The organism is Pseudarthrobacter sp. GQ63 (assembly GCF_059758765.1).
This window is the reverse complement of sequence record NZ_JCAXEF010000013.1, coordinates 69,174-90,039: the sequence shown is the minus strand read 5'-3', so window position 1 is coordinate 90,039 and position 20,866 is coordinate 69,174. Positions and strand designations below refer to the sequence as shown.

Annotated in this window: 21 protein-coding genes and 2 tRNA genes; 13 read left to right on the top strand and 10 right to left on the bottom strand. The window is 65.1% G+C overall.

All coding sequences use genetic code 11. From position 1 onward, the window contains the following. Nucleotides 1-82: 82 nt before the first annotated feature. Nucleotides 83-1,210, top strand: a complete 1,128-nt coding sequence (locus tag AC6CHP_RS17465; protein ID WP_498231288.1) for an L-talarate/galactarate dehydratase — start codon at nt 83-85, stop codon at nt 1,208-1,210. Between the two features lie 10 nt (nt 1,211-1,220). Beyond that, nucleotides 1,221-1,919, top strand: coding sequence for a FadR/GntR family transcriptional regulator (locus AC6CHP_RS17460; RefSeq protein ID WP_498231286.1), 699 nt, complete (start codon nt 1,221-1,223; stop codon nt 1,917-1,919). 195 nt (nt 1,920-2,114) lie between these two features. On the opposite strand, the gene AC6CHP_RS17455 is transcribed toward AC6CHP_RS17460, so the two are convergent. Continuing rightward, nucleotides 2,115-2,197: transfer RNA gene (locus tag AC6CHP_RS17455), tRNA-Leu, on the bottom strand. 375 nt (nt 2,198-2,572) lie between these two features. On the opposite strand from AC6CHP_RS17455, the gene AC6CHP_RS17450 reads away from it, so the two are divergent. The 7 genes from AC6CHP_RS17450 to pknB are packed head-to-tail and all read left to right on the top strand — an operon-like array spanning nt 2,573 to nt 12,017. Further along, on the top strand, nt 2,573-3,316 hold the full coding sequence (locus tag AC6CHP_RS17450) for an FHA domain-containing protein (protein ID WP_188728484.1): 744 nt from the start codon (nt 2,573-2,575) through the stop codon (nt 3,314-3,316). Further along, complete coding sequence (locus tag AC6CHP_RS17445) at nt 3,313-3,795, top strand: FHA domain-containing protein FhaB/FipA (RefSeq protein ID WP_104186625.1); 483 nt, start codon at nt 3,313-3,315, stop codon at nt 3,793-3,795. The genes AC6CHP_RS17450 and AC6CHP_RS17445 overlap by 4 nt, the downstream gene beginning before the upstream one ends. 2 nt (nt 3,796-3,797) lie before the next feature. Continuing rightward, nucleotides 3,798-5,465, top strand: coding sequence for a PP2C family protein-serine/threonine phosphatase (locus AC6CHP_RS17440; RefSeq protein WP_498231284.1), 1,668 nt, complete (start codon nt 3,798-3,800; stop codon nt 5,463-5,465). Continuing rightward, nucleotides 5,462-6,859 (top strand): FtsW/RodA/SpoVE family cell cycle protein, encoded by a 1,398-nt coding sequence (locus AC6CHP_RS17435; RefSeq protein ID WP_104186628.1) that lies wholly within the window; start codon nt 5,462-5,464, stop codon nt 6,857-6,859. Before AC6CHP_RS17440 ends, AC6CHP_RS17435 begins: the two co-directional genes overlap by 4 nt. Next, a complete protein-coding gene (locus AC6CHP_RS17430; protein WP_498231281.1) occupies nt 6,856-8,316 on the top strand; it encodes a peptidoglycan D,D-transpeptidase FtsI family protein in 1,461 nt (486 codons plus the stop codon). The genes AC6CHP_RS17435 and AC6CHP_RS17430 overlap by 4 nt, the downstream gene beginning before the upstream one ends. Continuing rightward, the gene (locus AC6CHP_RS17425) at nt 8,313-10,043 is read left to right on the top strand and encodes a protein kinase domain-containing protein (RefSeq protein ID WP_377192474.1); all 1,731 of its coding nucleotides are present in this window, start codon (nt 8,313-8,315) and stop codon (nt 10,041-10,043) included. The genes AC6CHP_RS17430 and AC6CHP_RS17425 overlap by 4 nt, the downstream gene beginning before the upstream one ends. A gap of 15 nt (nt 10,044-10,058) precedes the next feature. After that, nucleotides 10,059-12,017 (top strand): Stk1 family PASTA domain-containing Ser/Thr kinase, encoded by a 1,959-nt coding sequence (pknB, locus tag AC6CHP_RS17420; RefSeq protein WP_498231279.1) that lies wholly within the window; start codon nt 10,059-10,061, stop codon nt 12,015-12,017. A gap of 17 nt (nt 12,018-12,034) precedes the next feature. On the opposite strand, the gene AC6CHP_RS17415 is transcribed toward pknB, so the two are convergent. Genes AC6CHP_RS17415 through AC6CHP_RS17405 form a run of 3 tightly spaced genes read right to left on the bottom strand, consistent with a single transcriptional unit; the run spans nt 12,035 to nt 13,640 of the window. Continuing rightward, a complete protein-coding gene (locus tag AC6CHP_RS17415) occupies nt 12,035-12,676 on the bottom strand; it encodes an anthranilate synthase component II (RefSeq protein WP_104186637.1) in 642 nt (213 codons plus the stop codon). After that, nucleotides 12,673-12,843 carry a hypothetical protein gene (locus AC6CHP_RS17410; RefSeq protein WP_498231277.1) on the bottom strand — a complete coding sequence of 57 codons (171 nt, stop codon included), beginning with the start codon at nt 12,841-12,843 and terminating at the stop codon, nt 12,673-12,675. Before AC6CHP_RS17410 ends, AC6CHP_RS17415 begins: the two co-directional genes overlap by 4 nt. Nucleotides 12,844-12,845: 2 nt before the next feature. Next, nucleotides 12,846-13,640 carry a class E sortase gene (locus AC6CHP_RS17405; protein ID WP_498231275.1) on the bottom strand — a complete coding sequence of 265 codons (795 nt, stop codon included), beginning with the start codon at nt 13,638-13,640 and terminating at the stop codon, nt 12,846-12,848. Between the two features lie 174 nt (nt 13,641-13,814). On the opposite strand from AC6CHP_RS17405, the gene AC6CHP_RS17400 reads away from it, so the two are divergent. Continuing rightward, complete coding sequence (locus AC6CHP_RS17400) at nt 13,815-14,066, top strand: cell division protein CrgA (RefSeq protein WP_188728473.1); 252 nt, start codon at nt 13,815-13,817, stop codon at nt 14,064-14,066. Between the two features lie 51 nt (nt 14,067-14,117). Beyond that, nucleotides 14,118-14,729 carry a DNA-3-methyladenine glycosylase I gene (locus AC6CHP_RS17395; protein WP_188728471.1) on the top strand — a complete coding sequence of 204 codons (612 nt, stop codon included), beginning with the start codon at nt 14,118-14,120 and terminating at the stop codon, nt 14,727-14,729. Between the two features lie 239 nt (nt 14,730-14,968). On the opposite strand, the gene AC6CHP_RS17390 is transcribed toward AC6CHP_RS17395, so the two are convergent. The 3 genes from AC6CHP_RS17390 to AC6CHP_RS17380 form a co-directional block, all read right to left on the bottom strand. Then, nucleotides 14,969-15,436: a carboxymuconolactone decarboxylase family protein gene (locus AC6CHP_RS17390; RefSeq protein ID WP_498231272.1), complete on the bottom strand. Its 468-nt coding sequence runs from the start codon at nt 15,434-15,436 to the stop codon at nt 14,969-14,971. Between the two features lie 529 nt (nt 15,437-15,965). Beyond that, nucleotides 15,966-16,844 (bottom strand): rhomboid family intramembrane serine protease, encoded by an 879-nt coding sequence (locus AC6CHP_RS17385; protein ID WP_498231270.1) that lies wholly within the window; start codon nt 16,842-16,844, stop codon nt 15,966-15,968. A 9-nt stretch (nt 16,845-16,853) separates the two neighbouring features. After that, entirely contained in the window at nt 16,854-17,399 is a 546-nt protein-coding gene (locus AC6CHP_RS17380; protein WP_104186651.1) for a peptidylprolyl isomerase, read from the bottom strand. Between the two features lie 155 nt (nt 17,400-17,554). On the opposite strand from AC6CHP_RS17380, the gene AC6CHP_RS17375 reads away from it, so the two are divergent. Continuing rightward, on the top strand, nt 17,555-18,487 hold the full coding sequence (locus tag AC6CHP_RS17375; RefSeq protein WP_188728465.1) for a hypothetical protein: 933 nt from the start codon (nt 17,555-17,557) through the stop codon (nt 18,485-18,487). Between the two features lie 142 nt (nt 18,488-18,629). Beyond that, on the top strand, nt 18,630-19,505 hold the full coding sequence (locus AC6CHP_RS17370; RefSeq protein ID WP_377192484.1) for a glycosyltransferase family 2 protein: 876 nt from the start codon (nt 18,630-18,632) through the stop codon (nt 19,503-19,505). 21 nt (nt 19,506-19,526) lie between these two features. Here AC6CHP_RS17370 and AC6CHP_RS17365 read toward each other — a convergent pair whose 3' ends face one another. The 3 genes from AC6CHP_RS17365 to AC6CHP_RS17355 form a co-directional block, all read right to left on the bottom strand. Beyond that, on the bottom strand, nt 19,527-20,477 hold the full coding sequence (locus AC6CHP_RS17365) for a DMT family transporter (protein WP_498231268.1): 951 nt from the start codon (nt 20,475-20,477) through the stop codon (nt 19,527-19,529). Nucleotides 20,478-20,574: 97 nt separating this feature from the next. Next, a tRNA-Ala gene (locus AC6CHP_RS17360) sits at nt 20,575-20,650 on the bottom strand. Nucleotides 20,651-20,721: 71 nt separating this feature from the next. Next, the gene (locus tag AC6CHP_RS17355; RefSeq protein ID WP_219816817.1) at nt 20,722-20,838 is read right to left on the bottom strand and encodes a DLW-39 family protein; all 117 of its coding nucleotides are present in this window, start codon (nt 20,836-20,838) and stop codon (nt 20,722-20,724) included. Nucleotides 20,839-20,866: the final 28 nt, after the last annotated feature.

Genomic DNA, 20,866 nt, shown 5'->3' with positions numbered 1-20,866 from the left:
GGGTTCCACTTGTAATACAAGTACTCCACTTATATCCTAAGAGGGCGGGCGAAGGAGCCCGCCCCCGCCTGAAGGAGAACCCGTGAGTACCGTCGATCTGATCCGGCACGTCAAGCTGTCCACCGCCCGCCTGCCCCTCGCTGTTCCCATCAGCGACGCGAAGGTCTTCACGGGCCGGCAGAAGCCCATGACCGAGGTCATCTTCCTCTTCGCCGAAATCACCACGGAACTGGGGCACACCGGCGTCGGCTTCAGCTACTCCAAGCGCGCCGGCGGTCCGGCGCAGTACGCACATGCCAAGGAGGTCGCCGGCGGCATCATAGGCGAGGATCCCAACGACATCGCGAAGATCTACACCAAGCTGCTGTGGGCCGGAGCGTCCGTGGGCCGCTCGGGGGTGGCCACGCAGGCCCTGGCCGCAATCGACATTGCCCTCTACGACCTCAAAGCCAAGCGGGCCGGCCTGCCCCTGGCAAAGTTCATGGGCTCATACCGCGACTCCGTGCAGACCTACAACACCTCCGGCGGCTTCCTCAACGCCAGCCTCGAGGAAGTACAAGCCCGCGCCACGCAGTCGCTGGAGGAGGGCATCGGCGGCATCAAGATCAAGGTTGGCCTGCCGGACAGCAAGGAGGACCTCCGCCGTGTCGCCGGGATCCGCGAGCACATTGGCTGGGACGTTCCACTGATGGTGGATGCCAACCAGCAGTGGGACCGTGCCACCGCCCTGCGGATGGGCCGCCAGCTCGAGGAGTTCAACCTCATCTGGATCGAAGAGCCCCTGGACGCCTACGACTTCGAGGGCCACGCGCACCTGGCACAGGTCCTGGACACTCCCATCGCCACCGGGGAAATGCTCGCCTCCGTGGCCGAACACAAGGGCCTCATCAGCGCGAACGGCTGCGACATCATCCAGCCGGATGCGCCCCGGGTGGGCGGCATTACCCAGTTCCTGCGCCTTGCCGCCCTGGCGGATGAGCGCGGCCTGGGCCTGGCACCGCATTTCGCCATGGAAATCCACCTGCACCTGGCCGCCGCCTACCCGCGCGAGCCCTGGGTGGAACACTTCGACTGGCTGGATCCGCTGTTCAACGAACGCCTCGAAACCAAGAACGGCAGGATGATCGTCCCGGACCGCCCCGGCCTGGGCATCACCCTGAGCGACCAGGCGCGCGCCTGGACCACCGAATCAGTGGAGTTCGGCGCGTAACCTAGTTGCCATGAGCCGGAACCTCACCGCGGACCTCGCCGCTGACCTTCGCACCCGCATCGTCGACGGCGTCATCCAGCCGGGCGAGAAGCTCCCCAGCGAAAACACCCTGATCAGCGACTTTGGCGTCAGCCGTACCGTGGTGCGTGCCGCCCTGACCCGGCTGCAGGCCGAGGGACTTGTGGAAACCGAACGGGGAAGGGGCAGCTTTGCCCTCACCCCGCCGTCGGACGGACCCTCTCCTGCTCCGGGGGCGCGTCCGGTGGCCACCATGGAGGACCGGCTGCACCTGCTGGCGTTCCGCATGGGGGTGGAAGCGGAGGCCGCGGCACTGGCAGCGCGCAACCATACAGAGCGGCAGTTGCGGGCCGTCACCGCAGCGCTGGAGGAATTCACCGCAAGCGCGGGGCACCCGGCGCACGCCATGAAGTCGGACTTCGAGTTCCACCGGGCCGTAGCCGCCGCTTCCGGCAACCCCTATTATTCCGATTGCCTCGCGGCGCTGGGCCAGACGATGATCGCGATGCCGCGCACCCGGCTGATGACCGGCGTCGAACACTACGGCCGGGACCACTTTGACCAGGTGGTGCAGGAACACAGGTCCATCGCGGAGGCCATCGCGGACGGGGATGAGGCTGCCGCGGCGGCTGCCATGCGCAGCCACCTGGCGAATTCACGACGCCGGTTCAAGGCATCGGCGCGTCCCTAGCGGGCGGGGAATATCGCCGCCGCGTGGCACCAACCCGGCTCCCGTCGTCGAACCAGGCTGTGCGGCACCCGGGCTTGGACATAACACCCCGTAACACCTGGGTGAGAAGTCCAAACAGCGGTGCAATCAGCATTATGCAAACTCAGTGAACGCAGAAGAGCCCCGGTCCTTAGACCGGGGCTCTTCCTGTTTGCGTGCGCGAGGGGGGATTTGAACCCCCACACCCTTTCGGATACTGGCACCTGAAGCCAGCGCGTCTGCCGTTCCGCCACTCGCGCGCAACTTCTTTCATCCGGCCACGGCCGGTTTCCCGGATCCGCAACCCTGTGAAAGCAGCGAGATCAAGCATAACGGACAGTGGACGGAAATTACCAATTGGGCTTCCGTGCGCCTGCCCGGCTCCGGCGGAACCCGGAAATTCGTGCCCCCGCCCGGGGATGGAACTGGGGCCGGATCCGGCCCGGCTGCGGCTTCGGAGTGAACTTTTGCAGGCGGCGGGCCGTTGTTGATTAAGGTCATTCACAGGCCTGCCCAGTAGTATCGGATGTAGGAGTGGCTGCCGCACGCGCGCACGCTCCTGAGTTGTGAACTGCACGGCGGGTGAAGTTCCGGAACGGAAACTGCCCCGCAGCCGGGGGGAAAGGAGAAGAATCATGGGTCTGCTGGACAAAGTTGAACGCGGCATTGAAAAGGCTGTCCGGGGCGTCTTCTCCACCGGCTCCCGCGCCCAGGTTGAGCCTGTGGAAATCGCCAGCAGGCTGCGCCGCGAGGTGGACCACAAGGCCCTTACGGTCTCGGCCGGCCGCACACTGGCACCCAACGTTTTCGACGTCCAGCTCAGTGAAGACGACTTCAAGAGGGCCCAGGAATGGGGCACCCCGCTGGCCGAAGAACTGTGCGATGTGGTGATCAACCACGTCCGCAGCCAGGGCTACACGCTTCAGGGATCGGTGCGGATTTCGTTCCGCCGGGACACGGAGCTGCGCGCCGGCGACTTTGAAATCATCTCCACCACCGAAAAGACCCAGGGTTCCCCGGCGGGCGCCCCCGCACGCTCCAACGTGCCGGCAGCTCCCAGCCGCCAGCCGGTCCGGCTCCAGCCCGTCCTGGACATCGACGGGCAGCGCTACTCCCTCAACGCGCCGTCCATCGTGCTGGGCAGGTCCTCCGATGCCGACATCCATGTCGAGGACACCGGCGTTTCCCGCCGCCACCTGGAAATCCGCACGGCCGACGGCGTGACCAGCGCAGTGGATATGGGATCCACCAACGGCAGCTACGTCAACGGGCAGAAGGTGTCAGGGAGCACCGAGCTCACTGACGGCTCCACCATCACTATGGGACGGACAAAAATCATCTTCCGCCTTCTGCCTGCCGGCCCTGGTGGCCGCGCATGAGCGACCTGACCATCACAGCCCTGCGCTTTGGCTTCCTCCTGCTCCTCTGGGTGCTGATTTTCAGCATCGTGTCAGCGATGCGGCGGGACCTCATGGTGGGGCGCAAGGCGGCGTCCGGCGCTCCAACCCAACGCGAGGTCCGCAAAAACCCGGGCCTGGCGGAAGCCGCCCCGCAGCCGGTTAAGCAGCAGGCCCACCAGTTGGTTGTCATCGAGGGACCGCTGAAGGGAACCACCCTTCCGCTTGCCGCCAGCCCCATCCTCCTGGGACGGGCCCAGGAGGCCACGCTGGTCCTGGAGGACGACTACGCCTCCGGCCGCCACGCACGGCTGTTCCCCCAGGGCAGCCGCTGGTTCATCGAGGATCTCGGCTCAACGAATGGAACGTACCTGGCGGACCAGCAACTTACCCGTGCCCTGCCGGTTGAGCCAGGGGTACCCGTGAGAATCGGCAAGACGGTTATCGAATTGAGGCCATAGCCGTGGCCGCCACGCAATTCCCCGCAAACGGGCACCAGCCCCCGCGGCGGCCCCTCATCATGCGCTTCGCCGCGCGCTCCGACGTCGGCCGCATCCGCTCCAAGAATGACGATTCCGCCTACGCAGGGCGGCACCTCGCCGTCGTCGCGGACGGAATGGGTGGCCACGCAGGCGGCGATGTTGCCTCCGCCGCCACCGTCCTGGACATGATCCACCTGGACCGCGGCGGCTACCAGGGTGACGCCGGCACGGTCCTTGCCGATGAAATCCAGACCGCGAATTCGCTGCTGTCCGAACTGGTGCACCAGAACCCCAAGCTCGCGGGAATGGGCACCACGGTCACGGCCCTCCTGCTGGCCGAGGGAAAGCTCCACTTCGCACACATTGGCGATTCCCGGGCCTACCGCCTGCGCGACGGCGAGTTCAAGCAGGTGAGCGTGGACCACACGTTCGTCCAGCGGCTCATCGACGAAGGCAGGCTCCGCCCGGAGGAGGCCGAGAGCCACCCGCACAAGAACGTCCTGATGCGGGTCCTTGGCGACGTCGACGCCAGTCCCGAACTTGATCTCGACACCCTGGACGTTCGGCCGGGCGACCGCTGGCTGCTTTGCTCCGACGGGCTCAACTACGTTGCGGGCCACGCCGTGGAGCGGACGGTACGGGAGACCAAGGACCTCCGCGAGTGCGTGGAAACCCTGGTTGACCTGACCCTCGAAGCCGGATCCCCGGACAACGTCACCGTGATCATGGTGGAAATCGTCGAAGAAACGCCCGACGACGTCAGTACGGCCGCCGTCGAAGTCATTCCGTCCACGAATGCCGCCTTGGCCGCTGCCGCGGCAGCCCGGAAGGACACCCCGCCGGAGGGCAGGAATGCCTCTGCCCAGGATGCCGGGGACCCTGCCTCCACCGAAGCGAAGGACTCGGGAGGTTCCAAGGACGCCGGCGGTGCTCCGTCCGTGCAGGCGGGCGCCACCGATCCGCACCTGGGCGAGCACCTGTCCGCGGAAGTCCTGCGGGAAGAGCTGGCGTCGCGACCGCACGAACTTGTGGGTGCTGCCGCTGCGGCCGCCGAGTCCGGTTCCATCCCCACCATCGCGGGGCGCACTGTGGCGCGCAGGGCAGCAACCCTCCTCACCCACAGGGCCGAACAGCCGGGCAACGACGCCGAGGAAGCCCTCGTACCGCCCAAGCCGCGCCGGTGGGTCACCTGGACCATCGCCGCTTCGGTGCTGGTGGCGCTGACTGTGGGCCTGTGGCTGGGCTATGCCTGGACGCAGACCCGGTACTACGTGGGCGAATTCGATTCACGGGTGGCTATCTACAACGGGGTTTCGCAGCGCCTGGGACCCATCGGACTGTCCAGCCTGGAGACCGTCACGGAGATCCGGATGGATTCCCTGCCGCCCTTTTCCCAGCAGCGGGTCCGCCAGACCGTTCCCGCCAACGACCTGTACGACGCCCAGCGCATCGTAAAGAACCTTGAGCTCACCGGGACCACGTCTCCAGAACAGGACTGCCCGGCGCCTTCTCCGTCCCCGGCAGCCTCCACCCCTGCCCCGGCGCCCACGGACTCCGCGGCCGCTGCACCGGCCCCGGACGCTTCGCCTGCGCCGGCGGGCCCATCCCCCTCACCCAGCCCCTCCGTCACCTGCGAGGCGGTCCAATGAGCCAGCTCAGCACCATGCCCAAACCGCGCCGCAACGTAGAACTTGCACTGCTCCTGCTCGCCCTCGCCGTAGGCATCGGCGCCAACATGCTGGTGGGCATCGACCGGGAGAACGCGTTTGATTCCGACTTCTGGTTCCAGTCCGGCCTCCTGGCCGTTGCTGCCCTGGTCTTCCACGGCGTCCTTCGCCTTCGCGCAAAGTATGCAGATCCGGTAATACTTCCGCTCGTGGTCGCGCTGAACGGGATCGGGCTTGCCATGATCCACCGGCTGGACGCCCCCGGTGACGACACCGGAAACAACCAGCTCCGCTGGACACTCATCGCCATGGCCGTGGCCATCGGGGTGATCTGGTTCCTGAAGGACCACAGGATCCTCCGCCGGTTCACCTTCATTTCACTGGCTGCCAGCGCACTCCTCCTGATCCTGCCGCTTGTTCCGGGCATCACCGCCGGCGAGATCCTCGGCGCACGGGTCTGGATCCGCCTAGGCCCCATGACGTTCCAGCCCGGCGAGGTCGCGAAGATCACCCTGGCTATATTCTTCGCTGGTTATCTTTCCTCCAACCGGGACCTGATCCTGCTGGCGGGCCGCAAGGTGGGGCCGCTGCAGTTCCCGCGTTTCAAGGACATGGGCCCCATGATCACCGCGTGGCTGGTCAGCATCGGTGTGCTCATCTTCCAGCGGGACCTGGGCTCCTCCATCCTCTTCTTTGGCCTGTTCATCGTGATGATCTACGTGGCCACCAGCCGGATCAGCTGGGTTGTCATAGGCCTGGCCCTCATCGCCGGCGGCGGGTTCGTGGCCGCCCAGGTGTTCTCCCACGTGCAGCTGCGCATCGACGGCTGGCTCAATGCCTTCACACCGGAGGTCTACGACCGGTTTCCCGGCGGAAGCCGGCAAATCATTCAAGGGCTCTTCGGCATGGCCAACGGCGGCCTGGTGGGCACGGGACTGGGCCAGGGCCGCCCGGACCTGGTTCCCTTCGCGAACAGCGACATGATCATTGCTTCCCTGGGCGAGGAATTGGGGCTCATCGGCCTGTTCGCCGTCGTCCTGATGTACCTGCTGCTGTTCACCCGCGGTTTCCGGGCTGCCCTGGGCACCCGGGACGCGTTCGGAAAGCTCCTTGCCTGCGGGCTGTCCTTCGCCGTGGCGCTGCAGTGCTTTGTGGTGATCGGCGGCGTGACCCGCCTGATTCCGCTGACGGGCCTCACCACACCGTTCCTGGCGGCGGGCGGCTCGTCCCTGCTGGCCAACTGGATCATTGTTGGCCTGCTCCTGATGATTTCGCACACCGCGCGCGGCCCCGTGGACACCACTCCCTTGCCGCCGGGCAAAGGATCGGAAGCACCAGGCATTGATACTCCTACCGAGGCGGTGAAACACCTGTGAACCAGGCAATACGGCATTCATGGGTGGCGGCCGTCGCCATGTTCGCACTCATCTTTGGAGCCATCAGCTACGTCCAGGTGATCGGGGCCGACGAACTCAAGGCCAACCCCTGGAACCAGCGCGCCGTCCTGCAGAGCTTCTGCAACGACCGTGGCGCCGTCATTGTGGGTGGATCCCCCGTGGCGGAATCCGTGGAGACCGGTTCGGAAACCTGCGCCTTCCAGCGCACGTACCCGCAGCCGGAGGCCTACGCAGGGATCACGGGGTACTTCTCGCAGAACTTCGGCGCCACCGGCCTGGAGCAGTCCATGGGAGCGGAGCTTGCCGGCAACTCGGACCAGCTGTTCCTGGACCGGGTGGGGCAGCTGTTCCTCGGAAACCAGCCCAAGGGCGCATCGGTGGAACTCACCATCGACCCCGAAATCCAGCAGCTGGCCTATAGTCTGATCCCGGACGGGCAGCGTGGCTCCATTGTGGTCACCAATCCCAAGACCGGCGCCATCCTGGCCATGGTGTCCAAGCCGTCCTATGATCCGAACCTGGTGGCCACCCAGGACCTCGCCGCGGCCGATGCCAGCATGAATGAACTGATCAAGGTGCCCGGGATCAACCTGAACCCGAACGTCAGCGGACCCACCGGGGAACTGCTGGCCCCTGGCTCAGTGTTCAAGCTGGTGGATACCGCAGCGGCCCTGGCATCCGGGAAGTACAACAAGGACAGCGAACTCCCCAACCCTGCGGAGCTGCCCTTCGAGGGCATCCAGTACCGCCTGCCCAACTACGCGGGCGGCAACTGCTACACCCGGGACACAGCCAGTTTCGCCTTCGCACTCCAGCAGTCCTGCAACACCCCCTTCGCAAGCATTGCCCTGGACCTTGGCCGTGACGCCATTGCCGAACAGGCGGCGAAGTTCGGGTTCGGCCAGGACATGGGCGATCAGCTCAAGCTGGACTACGCCAGCGGCAACACCTTCCCTGATGACCTCGACGGCCCCGGCCTGGCGCAGTCCGTCATCGGGCAGAAGGACGTCAGGGCTACGCCGTTGCAGGTGGCACTGATGACCGCCGCAATCGCGAACGACGGCGTCCAGATGCAGCCCACCCTCATCAAGACCCTGCGCTCCCCGGACCTCCGCGTGATTGATGAACCCCAGCCAAAGCAGTTGCGGACCTCCACTACCCCGGACATCGCCAACCAGATTACGGAGTGGATGGTAAGTGCGGTCAGCGAGGGCATCGCCAACCGGGCGGCTGTTCCCGGCGTCCAGGTGGCAGGAAAGACCGGAACCGCCGAGCTGGGCAACGGAGCGAACAACTCCTGGTTCACCGGCTTTGCCCCCGCAAACAACCCCCAGGTGGGTGTCACGATCGTCATGGAAGGCGTGGACATCACCACCGGAGCCCAGCTAACCAGTCCGAACGCGAAGAGAATTTTTGAGGCGGTGTTGAATAAGTGAGGCCTACAACCGGAATCACCCTCGGCGGGCGGTTCCAGCTGACCACGCGGATCGCGATTGGTGGCATGGGTGAAGTGTGGAAGGCGAAAGACCTCGTCCTGGGCCGCATCGTCGCGATCAAGGTGCTGAAAGAGGAGTACACGGGCGATCCCGGGTTCCTCCAGCGTTTCCGTGCCGAGGCCCGCCACACAGCACTCCTGAACCACGTGGGCATCGCCAACGTCTTTGACTATGGCGAGGAGGAAGGTTCCGCCTACCTGGTCATGGAGCTGGTCCCCGGCCAGCCGCTGAGCAGCATCATCGAACATGAGCAGGTCCTTTCGCCGGACCGTACGCTGTCCATCATCGCGCAGACCGCCCGCGCCCTCTCCGTTGCGCACGCGCAGGGCCTGGTGCACCGCGACGTGAAGCCAGGCAACCTCCTGATCACCCCTGACGGACGGGTCAAGGTCACGGACTTCGGCATTGCCCGCCTCGCCAACCAGGTGCCGCTCACCCAGACCGGCCAGGTGATGGGCACGGCGCAGTACCTGGCACCCGAGCAGGCCACCGGCCAGACAGCCACCGGTTCGTCGGACATCTACGCGCTGGGCGTCATCGGCTATGAGTGCCTGACCGGCCACCGCCCCTTCTCCGGCGAATCCCAGATTGCGATTGCCCTCGCCCAGGTCAATGACGCTCCGCCGCCCCTGCCGGAATCACTGCCCACCCCGGTACGTGCCCTCCTGATGTCCATGCTGGCCAAGGACCCCAAGGACCGTCCGGAGAACGCCATCAAGCTGGCCGAAGCAGCAGAGGCCATCCGCAACGGTGACATCAGCGCAGCCCGCGCAGCCGTCCCGGGAATGCTCCTCTTCGACGCTGACACCGGCCCCATCACGGCTCCGGTAGACACTGCGACGGCGCCGACCGGCGTCATCGGCGCACAGCGGGATGATTCCACAGACCGGACTTCAGCTCTGCCGGTTGTTGGCGCGGGTGCAGCGGGTGCAGCCGCTGGAGCGGCGGCCGGCGCTGCGGGTGCAGCAGCCGACGCCGATGCCCCCCAGGGGACGCTGGCCCGGGCCAACGCCCTCGCTGCGGAGCGCAAGTGGGTTCCGGAAGACACAACGTACGACGACGATCCCGCCGATGAGCCCCAGCGCAAGGGCCGCAGTCCCTGGACCTGGCCGCTCATCGCCCTGATCCTGCTGCTGCTGTTCGCGCTGGTGGGGTTCTTCCTCAGCCAGCGGGGAATCCTTTTCCCCTCCGAGGACCCCACGTCCGGTGTAACCACCAGCAGCGCGGCACCGAGCAGCGCCAGCCCCACCCGGACAAGCCAGTCCGCCACCCCCACGCAGACCCGCTCGACGCCGACGCCGACCACCGAGCCCACCCAGGAACTGGTCAACGTGATACCGGCCGCCTACCTGGGCAAGGACTACCGGCAGGTGCAGGCAGACCTCGCCGCATTGGGCCTCGCCGTTACGGTTGTTCCGCAGGAGAGCACCGCCGATGCCCCTGGACGTGTCCTGGAACTGAACCCCACGGGGGCCGTTCCGGAGGGCACTGCCATCACCGTCGTTTACGCCGTGGCGCCCGAACCAGAGCCCACAACATCTGCCCCAGCTCCGGCTCCCACCGCAGCACCCACCACCTCGTCGGTGGCGGCGCCCGCCCTGGAGTCACCCCTGCCCGATTGCACGGACGGCCAGCAGCCGGGTACGCCCCCAACCTGCAACCAGTAGCCGCCAGGACATCCCATGAATGAGTCACCGCGCACCCCATTGCACCGTGAGGACAGCCTCCCGGTGGATAATCGCCGCGTCCTGAGTGGCCGCTACGAACTGGGCGGCCTGATCGGGCGCGGTGGCATGGCAGACGTGTACCGCGGCGTGGACACCCGGCTGGGGCGGACGGTGGCCATCAAGCTGCTGCGCCCGGACCTTGCGCGTGATCCGCAGTTCCAGGCCAGGTTCAAGCGCGAGGCACAGGCTGTGGCCGCCCTGAACCACTCTTCCATCGTCGCCATCTACGACACAGGCGAGCACCTCGTCCACGATGGCTCCGAGGACGTCCGCGTGCCGTACATCGTGATGGAATTCGTGGAGGGGAAAACCCTCCGCGAACTCATCCGCGGCCACGACGTCACCATTGGCCAGGCCATCGACTACTGCATGGGCGTCCTGGGTGCGCTCGAGTACAGCCATAAGGCCGGGATTGTCCACCGGGACATCAAACCGGCCAATGTGATGTACTGCGAAAGCACCAACTCGGTGAAGGTGATGGATTTCGGGATAGCCCGCGCCATCGCGGATTCTTCGGCCACCATGACCCAAACCCAGGCCGTGGTGGGCACTGCCCAGTACCTGTCTCCCGAACAGGCCCGCGGTGAGGCCGTAGACGCGCGGAGCGACCTCTACTCCGCTGCCTGCCTGCTGTACGAGATGCTCACGTCCCGTCCGCCGTTCGTCGGCGACAGCCCCGTTTCGGTGGCCTACCAGCATGTCCGCGAAATAGCGGAGCCGGCGAGCACCCTCAATCCGGAGGTCACTCCGGCCCTGGACAGCGTGCTGGCAAAGGCCCTGCAAAAGAACCGGGACGACAGGTTCCAGGATGCGGCGGCCTTTCGCCGTGCCCTGCGCGCTGCCCGGTCGGGGGTGCCGGTTCCTGCCGTACCGGCCTCCGAAGCCCCGACGGACCCCAACGACCACGTCCCGGCCCCATCTGCTCCGGCCACCGAAGCGTTCGGAGTCACAGGGGCGGGCTTCCTGGACGATGCTCCTACCGGCAGGCTGGCCGCAACGCATGCGTCCGCCGGTGACCGCGGGGCCGGTTTCCCCCTGGCAGCCGGCATGGATGACCGGACCCAGGCGGAGGCGCTGCCGCTTGGCCTCCCTCCGGAACGTGAGCCGAGCCCCCGGCAGAAGTCCCGCCGTCGTGCATGGATTGCCACCCTGGTGGTCTTCACCCTGCTCGTCCTGGCCGGCGGTGCGCTGTGGCTGTACAGCACCGTCAACCGGCCGGCCCCGGAGATTCCGAAAGTCCAGATCCCGGTGGTCGCTGCCATGACAGAATCGGCGGCGCTGCAGGAACTGTACAACGCCGACCTCAAGCCAAGGATTGTCCGGTCGCAGCACGATACCGTTCCCAAGGGCACGGCTATCGGCACCGAACCGGAGTCCGGCGCGTCCATGGATCCGGGGGCGGAGGTGGTCCTGAACATTTCCGAGGGCCCCAGCGCCGTGATGATCCCCGAAAGCCTCCCGGGGAAGACGGAAGCGGCAGCCAGGGATATCCTGCGCCAAAGCGGACTGGTTGGTGCCCCTTCCACCACCACGGCCAACAGCGCCACGGTTCCTGCCGGAATTGTCATCACCACCACCCCCGCGCCGGGCCAGATGGTCGGGGTAGGAACCAGCGTCGAACTGATTGTGTCCACGGGCAAGGTTGCGCTGCCGGAACTGCGGGGACGCACCCGCGAAGAGGCTGAAGCCGCGCTCAAGGAACTGGGCCTGGTCCCTGCGGTGATCGAGGTGGAGAACGCCCAGGTGGAGGCAGGAAGGGTGACGGACCAAAGCGATCCGGTCAACGCCACAGTGGAGCAGGGCAAGACCGTCACGATCGTGGTGGCCAAAGCTCCACCACCACCCCCGCCGAGCCCCGAGCCGACAGCGACGCCGACACCCAAGCCGACCCCCACTGACAAGGATGACGACTGAGCGGGTCAGCCTGCAGGTCAGTGCTGGATCAGCGGACTCAGTTTGGCTGCCCGGGCGGCGGCGCCCTTCATCCCCAGCGACTCCAGCCAGTTTCCCAGCATCTGGTAGCCGCCTTCAGTCAGCACGGACTCCGGGTGGAACTGCACGCCGCACAGCGGCGCCGTCCGGTGCTGGAGTCCCATCACCACACCTGTTGCGGTCTCGGCAGTGATCTCCAGGACGTCAGGAATCGATTCGCGGACGGCTGCCAGCGAGTGGTAGCGCGTAGCGGTAACGGGGGAGGGGAGCCCGGCGAAGACGCTCGTGCCGATGTGCTGGACCAGGGACGTCTTGCCGTGCATCAGCTCCGGGGCGTGCGTGACCTTCCCGCCGAAGGCCTCCGCCAGGGCCTGGTGCCCCAGGCACACACCGAACATCGGCACGCTGTTCTCGCCGCACCACTTGATCAGCTCAATGCACACCCCGGCTTCCGCGGGGTTGCCGGGACCGGGTGAGATGAGCACACCGTCACGGGTGCCGGCCAGTTCAATGGCCTCCGCCAGTGTGACGTCGTCATTGCGGACAACCGTGGTCTCGGCGCCGAGTTCCTGGAGGTAGCCCACCAGGGTGTAGACGAAGCTGTCGTAGTTATCCACCACGAGGATTTTGGTTGTGGTCATGGCTGGCTTGCTGAACCAATCGTTGAGTCGGTGAATTGGGTGTATTCGGACATCCAGGGAAAAAGGAACTGAACCATCAATACCAGTGCGGCAGCGATGAGCACCAATGAGGTGATGATCCGCAGCCACAGGGGCCCGGGAAGCTGCCGGAAGATCCAGCCGTACATGCTCAGCCCTTTCCGATCGCCGCAGCCACCTGGTCCGCGATTTCGGCGGGGGGGCCTGCCGAGGCGGGGCGCCAACTGTCCAGGAGCGAGTAGGCAATGATGCGTTCTTCGGCCCCATAGCGGGGGTTGCAGCTTGTCATGGTCAGGTATCTTTCGGTGGGGACGGTCCCCGGGAGTGTCGGCACCGGTTCAAGGACGTCGGTACGCGATGGCATCACGATCTGGTTGTTCCGGAAGACATAGACGTAATAGCCGTCCTTGGTCTGGACGTAGATCTTGTCCCCGGGAACCAGGGTGTGGATGTTGTCCAAAACGGCGCCGTGGGTCTGGCGGTGCCCGGCAACGGCGAAATTGCCGACTGCTCCCGGCATGGCGGTGGTGCCGTAGTGTCCCAGCCCCAGGGTGTCCAGCACATCGCCGGTGGTGCCCTCCACGATGGGGCGGGTGTAATTCTCGCCGAACCGCGGGATGTACATGATGCCGATAGTGCCGGCGTGGCCGGGTGCGGCGGACACCACCGGCTCGCCGAAGTCCTCACCGGCGGGAGCCGCAGAAGCGTCCGGGGCGGCTGGTCCGGCCGGGGCAGCGCCGCCGAGGTCCTGGGCGAATTCCTTGATCACTTCGCTCTGCCTGGCGTCCGATTCGACGTTGGTCCACCACAGCTGCCAGGCAACGAACAACAGGAGGATGATGCCGGCGGTGATGAGCAGCTCGCCAACCACCTGGACAGCTCCGCGCAGAATTACGACGCCGGCAGGCGCCGCAGCGGCTCGCCCCGCCTTCTCCTGCAACACCACGCGTTCTCCTCGGGGCGGTTCCATCGGGCACCGGCGGCCCGTGAACTACGGCTAGAATTGGCTGCTAGTAAGAATCCAGATTTGACCAAGATCGCGCAGACCGCTGGCAATTTCCTTCTTGCAGGATACCAAGCCCGGAACGCCGAGCTTGCCTCAGCCCGCCAAGGAGAGCCAGTGCCCGAGTCAAAGCCACGCAAGAAGACTGCCAGCACCACCACGCAGGCTTCTTCCCAGACGTACAAGCCGAACGCGGTGTGGTTCAAGCCCGTGATGTTCGGACTGATGATCATCGGCCTTTTCTGGATCATCACGTTCTACATCAGCGAAGGACGCTTTCCCGTCCAGGCGTGGGAGTCGTGGAACATCGTGGCCGGTTTCGGTATCGCCATCGTTGGATTCCTGATGACCACCCGCTGGCGCTCATAGCTTCTTTTCCCGGACGGCCGGCAGGCCGGACCTTAGCCCGTAGGGAAACGCATGCCCCCTGACGATCACGGTGTCCAGTTGGGCGGAGACGGCCTGGCCCGCCCGGCGTGGGCGTCCTCAGACCCGTTGCTGCGGGACTACTACGACCATGAATGGGGCATGCCCGTCAGGGATGAGCAGGGCCTCTACGAACGCATCTGCCTGGAAGGTTTCCAGGCCGGGCTTTCCTGGGCCACTATCCTGCGCAAGCGCCACGCGTTCCGGACAGCTTTTGCCGGCTTCAACCCCGACGCCGTCGCACAGTTCACTGAGGCCGACGTCGAGCGGCTGCTGCAGGACGCCGGCATTGTCCGGAACAGGCTGAAGATACGTGCCGCGGTGACCAATGCCCACGCGACTCTTTCGTTGCGGCAGGACGGCGGCCTGGTGGACTTTGTGTGGCAGTTCCAGCCCGAAGCAACCCCCCGCCCCCGGACCCACGCGGACATCCCCACCCAGTCGGCGGAATCCATCGCCCTCTCCAAGGCCCTCCGGAAGAAGGGCTTCGCCTTCGTGGGCCCCACCACCATGTTCGCCCTTATGGAAGCCATCGGAATGGTGGACACCCATCTGGTGGGAAGCCACCGGCGGGGATCCTCCGGGGTTTGGCCGGACGCAGGCTAGGCGGAAGCGCCCCTGGCAGGCCCGCCCGGTCTACTGCGCCAACGGCGGCCGCATGACACCACGGCCCGCGCGCTTTCCCCAGCTGTTAGGAACCTTATCCACAGCCACCCGCCCATCGGAAGACGTTCAACGTGCCGATCCCCGCCGCGACGGCGGCACGCGCTAATCCTGCACCCCGGACGCAGTTATTAACAGTGTGGAATACCTGTGGATAACGGACGGGGACAGGCCCGGCAGGCTTAGCGCTCCTTGCGGACCGGGTGGTGGCTGGTGATCGACACCCGGTTGAAGGCGTTCATGGCAATGGCCAGCCAGCTGACCACGGAGAATTCCTCCTCCGTCAGGTGTTCCCTGGCATAGGCTTCATCCTGCTCCTGTGAGCTGTGGCCGGGGAGGGACGTGATGCTCTCGGCCAGGGCCAGGGCGGCACGCTCCTTTTCGGTAAACAGTGCGGTGTCCCGCCAGGCCGGCAGGACGGCCAGCCGCTGCGGAGACTCTCCTGCCTGGACCGCATCCCTGACATGGAGGTCCAGGCAGGAGGCACAACCGTTCAGCTGTGAGATCCGCACGTGCAGGAGTTCCATGGTCCTCAGCTCCATTCCCGCCTCCTGCGCCGCTTCCTTGACCTTGAGCCCCAGGCCATTGAGCGCGCGCCACACGGCGGGGTGCTGCTTGTCGAGGAAGATGTGCTTTGTGGTCGCAGTCATGGACCCTCCTGTCGGAAAACGGACGTAAGCCAAGGGTAGGCGCCCGGAGCTTATCCACTTACCAACATGCCGATACCCACAAGTTATCCACAGTTGTGGATACAAGCGGAGTCAAGCTGGGCTGCCGAGGCCTGCACGCTGCAATGCGGGCCTGTACACAGACGTGAACTACAGCGTTGTTGTTTATTAACAATGTGAATAACGGTGTTGATAGTTCCGTTCTGAACGCCGGCCAGGGCCCCTTGGGAAAGGACTTTCCCAAGGTTATCCACAGAACCGCATTCTGCGGCCGGTTTGTCCACTTAAACACACCCATATCCCCAGAGGTTATCCACAACTGTGGAGAAAAGTAGGCCTGTTCTGGGGAAAACGGCCGCAATTCAGCGGTTTGGGAGGATCTGCACAATGAACTACATGCCTGTAAGTTACCAACACTGTGGATAAGGGCTGTGGAAAACAAAAACCCGCCGTCCTCGGGACGGCGGGGTTTTTTGTGCGTGGTGTGGGTATCGGCTGCCCGAACCTGGTCCTAAAGGGAAATCCGGACCCAGCTGAGGGCAATGAGCAGCAGGAGGACTCCGGTCAGTCCTGCCGCCTGGAGGAGCCGCTGCCGCGGACCGCGCGGAGTGTAGGCCAGGACCGCGGCGCAGAGGCCGCCGGTGACAAGTCCGCCCAGGTGCGCCTGCCAGGCGATCTGGGGAATGATGAACCCGATCACCCCGTTGATCGCGATGAGCACCCACAATTGCCGGGTGTCACCGCCACGGTGGCGCTGTACCAGCAGCATGGCCCCGAAGAGGCCAAAGATGGCACCCGAAGCACCGACCACTCCGTACAGCGGCTGACCAGGTGTATAGAGCGGAGTCAGCAGAAGGTAGCCAACAGAGCCGCCCAGCGCTGACAACAGGTACAAGACCAGGAACCGGACGCGGCCCAGGAGCGGTTCAAGGGCCTGGCCGAAAATCCACAGCATGTACATGTTCAGCGCGATGTGGAGGATAAACCCCTGTGAGTGCAGGAATGCGGCCGAAAGCATCCGCCACGGTTCGAATTCCCCGTATTGGGGCTCCGCGTAGTAGTTCGCAAAACCGAGGCTCTGATAGATGCCATCGTTGGGCACCAGCCACTGCAGGACATACATCACACCGCACAAGGCGATGATCCCGAACGTTACCCGTGGCTTGCCGGCAGCTACGGCGCCGCCATAGACGGTCCGCACCTCCGGCGTCGTGCGTTTTGTTTCGTTGACGCAGTCAACGCATTGGAATCCGACGGCGGCCGCCCGCTGGCAGTCGGGGCAGGCCGGTCGTCCGCAGCGCTGGCAGCGGACGTAGGAGGGCCGGTCCGGGTGCCGTGGGCACACCGGAACCTGGGCGGACGGCTCAGCCGCCGGAATTCCGTAGCTCATGGTGCGGTATTACAGCTGTTCGATGTCGATGCTGTTGATGGTGACATCCTCCACCGGACGGTCGCCCATGCCGGTGCGCACGCCCTCGATGGCGTCAACAACCTTCTTGGAGTCGTCGTCTGCCACCTCACCGAAGATGGTGTGCTTGCCCTGCAGCCAGTCGGTGGGGATGGTGGTGATGAAGAACTGCGAGCCGTTGGTGCCCTTGCCCATCCGGATGCCGGCGTTGGCCATGGCCAGCTTGTAGGGCTGGTTGAAGCCCAGTTCGGGGTGGATCTCGTCATCGAACTGGTAGCCCGGACCGCCTGTACCGCGGCCCAGCGGATCGCCGGCCTGGATCATGAAGTCCTTGATGATGCGGTGGAAGATGGTGCCGTTGTACAGGGGCGTACCGCTCTTGTCTTCGCCGGTCTCCGGGTGGGTCCATGCCTGCTCACCCGTGGCGAGGCCAACGAAGTTCTTGACCGTCTTGGGGGCGTGGTTGCCGAAGAGGTTGACGACAATGTCGCCGAGGCTGGTGTGAATGGTTGCTTTTGCAGTTGCGATGGCAGTCATAGGCCCTATTCTTCCACGGCGGCCCTGGGAGCGAACGGCTGCCGTCGCAGTTCCGCGCTGGGTGAAATCCTCCTAAAATCCGCTGGGGGAATAGCAGGTGAACACCAAGCCACGTAGGCTAACCACAGAACCGTCACATTAATCGGGAGGTAGTTGTGAAGAAGTCGGACCGTATTGCCCGTGACCTTGAACTGTCAGTCACCAGCGCAGTGGAGAATGCCAAGGATTGGGCAACCCCCCGTGTGGAAGCAGCCATTGACCGTCTCCAGCATGGCCTGGACACCGCATCTCCAAAAGTCCAGGAAGGCCTGAAGTCCGCGGCCCACAACCTGGCCGACGGTGTAGCAACGGTGACCCCGCGCATCCAGGACGGCCTGGCCCAGCTCGCTCCGAGGATCAACGACGCTGTGGACAACGCGTCGCCCCGCCTGCACGAGGCCCTGGACAAAGCAACCCCGGTGATCCTGAACGCCCGTGACCGCGTGGTTGTGGAATACCTGCCTCGACTTTCGGACCAGATCGGTTCTGCCTCCGACGCCGTGCACCGCACGCTGGAGAACACGCCTGCACGGGTGGACGCCGTCGCCCACAAACTCGGTGACGTGGGAATCATCCACGCCATCCAGGAACAGGCGCAGGCCACCGGTACCCAGCTGAAGGCCGCAGCAACCGAAGCCGGCCGCACGGTGGGAATCCAGCTTGCACAGCCGGAACCCCCCAAGAAGAAGCGCGGCTGGCTGGTTTTCGGTGTGATCGCTGCTGCGGTTGCAGCCGGCGTCGCGGCCTGGAAGGCTTCCAAGCCGGTCGAAGACCCCTGGAAGACCCCGTCCCCGGTAACACCCACGCCGGCACCCGTACCCGCCACCACGGTGAACGAGGTCCAGGAGTCACCGGTAAGCGCGGCAGCTCCGGCAGCCGCCGAGGCCGGCACCTCCTCCGACAAGGCTGAGGAAACCGGCGAGAAGGCAAAGCACGTGGCCGAGGAAGCCGCTGACAGCACAGCGAAGGCAGCCACGGACGCGAAGACCGCTACCAAGAACATCGCCTCCAACATCGGCAACGGTGACAAGGGCGCATCACAGTCCTGAATCAACAGTCCTGATGTACCCGGTCCTCGGTGGGCCGGAACAGCAGCCGGAAGGGCCTCGCCGCAGGGCGGGGCCCTTTTCCCGTCACCGATGGTTTCGGTGTTTCGGAGGCGGGACGCCGTTCGGTGCTAGATTTGAACCGATGTCAGCCGAACAATCCTCTGGGGATGCCTTGAACGACGCAGCAGACCTGCCCCGCGTGTCCATTGTCATCCCGGCGTATAACGAGGAGAGCGTCATCCGGCAGTGCCTCATAGCTGCCATCTACCAGTCCGTCCCGGCCCACGAAATCGTGGTGGTGGACAACCTGTCCAAGGACCGCACGGCCCGCATTGTGCAACAGATGCAGCTTGAGTACCCGGAGACCCCCATCGTCCTGCTCAGCCAGGACAAGGAGCAGGGGCTGATCCCAACCCGGAACTTCGGGCTGGACCATGCCACCGGGGATGTCCTGGGCAGGATCGACGCCGATTCGGTGGTGGAACCGGACTGGGTGGAGCAGGTGCAGAAAGCGTTCCTCGACCACTCCGTCCAGGCAGCCACGGGCCCGGTGGTGTACTACGACATGCCAATGCGCCGCTTTGGCCTCAAGGCAGACGACAAAATGCGCCAGCTCATGTTGAAGCTGGCCAAGCACCAGTACCATTTCCTCTTCGGCTCCAACATGGCGCTGCGTTCCACCGCATGGGAAACCATCCGGGCAGAAACCTGTCGGGACGAAAAGGACGAGATGCATGAGGACATCGACCTGTCCCTGCACCTGGCCGAGAACGATCTGAAGATCCAGTACTGCCCCCAGATGGTGTCCGGGATGTCTGCCCGCAGGCTTGAGGATTCACCGCGGGACTACCGCTACTACGTCACCCGCTTCGACCGGACCTACAAGGCCCACAACGTCAAGAAGATGGCACTGAAGGCTCCCATGGTGGTGTTCTTCTCCGTGTACTTCCCCGCCAAGCTCCTGCGGGCCATCCACACCGTCAATACCGCCCAGCCTGTGCGCCGCGGCGGTCAGTAGAGGGCACGCAGCGCGCCGGCGTCAGTCGGTTCCCAGCTCCGCGAGTGGCCGGTCCGACGGCGGTTCGTTCCGCCCGTTTGCCGCTGGCCTTCCGCGGCGTGCGGCTTTGCCTGACCGCTGGCCCAGCACCACAACGGCGAGACCCGCCAGGATAAGCCCCAGGCCGGCGTAAGTACCGGCGGGAAGTGCTTCGTGGAGGAAGACCGCGGCAAGAAGCGCAGCTCCCGGGATCTCCAGGAGGATGATCATGGAGACCAGGAGCGGACTCATGGTGGCCAGCAGGTGGTTGAACGCGGTATGCCCCACCAGCTGTGCACAGACTGTGATGGCCAGGATCCCCAGCCAGCCGGCGGCTTCAAAGCCCACCAGCGGTTGCCTGCCAAGGAACGCCAGTACGGCAACCAGGGCTGCACACATCCCGTAACAGAGCGTGGTGTAGGTGCCCGTCGTCATGCTTTGCCGGGCTTTTCCCCCTGCCAGTGTGTAGAGGCCGGCCAGCGCCCCGCCGGCAACGGCCAGTAGGTCACCCAGCCGGGCATCCGGCGAAGAGCCCATGTCGAATCCGGTGATCGCAACAACGCCGCCAAAAGCGATGCCGAGGCCAGCCAGCACCTGCCACCGGTGGCGGGTGCCGCGGAAGAGCTGGAAGACCGCTATCCAGGCTGACTGCAGGCATACCAGTGCCGTGGCCGCGGCAACGGAGGTGAGCTGCAGGGAGGTGATGAAGCAGGCGAAGTGCAGGGCCAGCGCACCGGCGGCCAGCACACACCAGCGGAACTCACGTTGGGTGATCCTGCCGAACTGCCGGGGTTCCCGGATGAGGGTGGGAGAGGCCATCACGGCAGCGCCGATGGCGTTGCGCCAGAATGCAATGGCCAGGGCACTCACAGTGGTGGCCCCGAGGGTGGCAGCAATCAACGGGCCGGACGAGGCGACGCCCAGTACGCCGATGGCTGCGAGAAAGAAGTTCACTGCACTACCCTAATGGGCGGTCCGGACCGGATGCTGCGGGGTTCCGGTGCCAAAGCAAAAGTCCCGGCCAGCGTTTCCGCTGACCGGGACTTTCCTATGGTGGAGGCACGGGGACTCGAACCCCGAACCCCCTGCTTGCAAAGCAGGTGCGCTACCAATTGCGCCATGCCCCCATAAGAAGCAACCCGTCAATCATACCCTAGAACCAGGGAGCCTTTGACCAGCTCCTCTCCGGGCTCCGGGGCTAGTCCACCGTATCGGTTGACTTGCTCCAGACATCTTTCCGGGCCTCGGATTCCTGTGCTTTCCGGTAGAGCAGGACGCCTGCGATTGCCGCTGCCACTACAAGCAACTTCTTCACATGCTCCCCGTTCCGGTCCGGCTGCGGG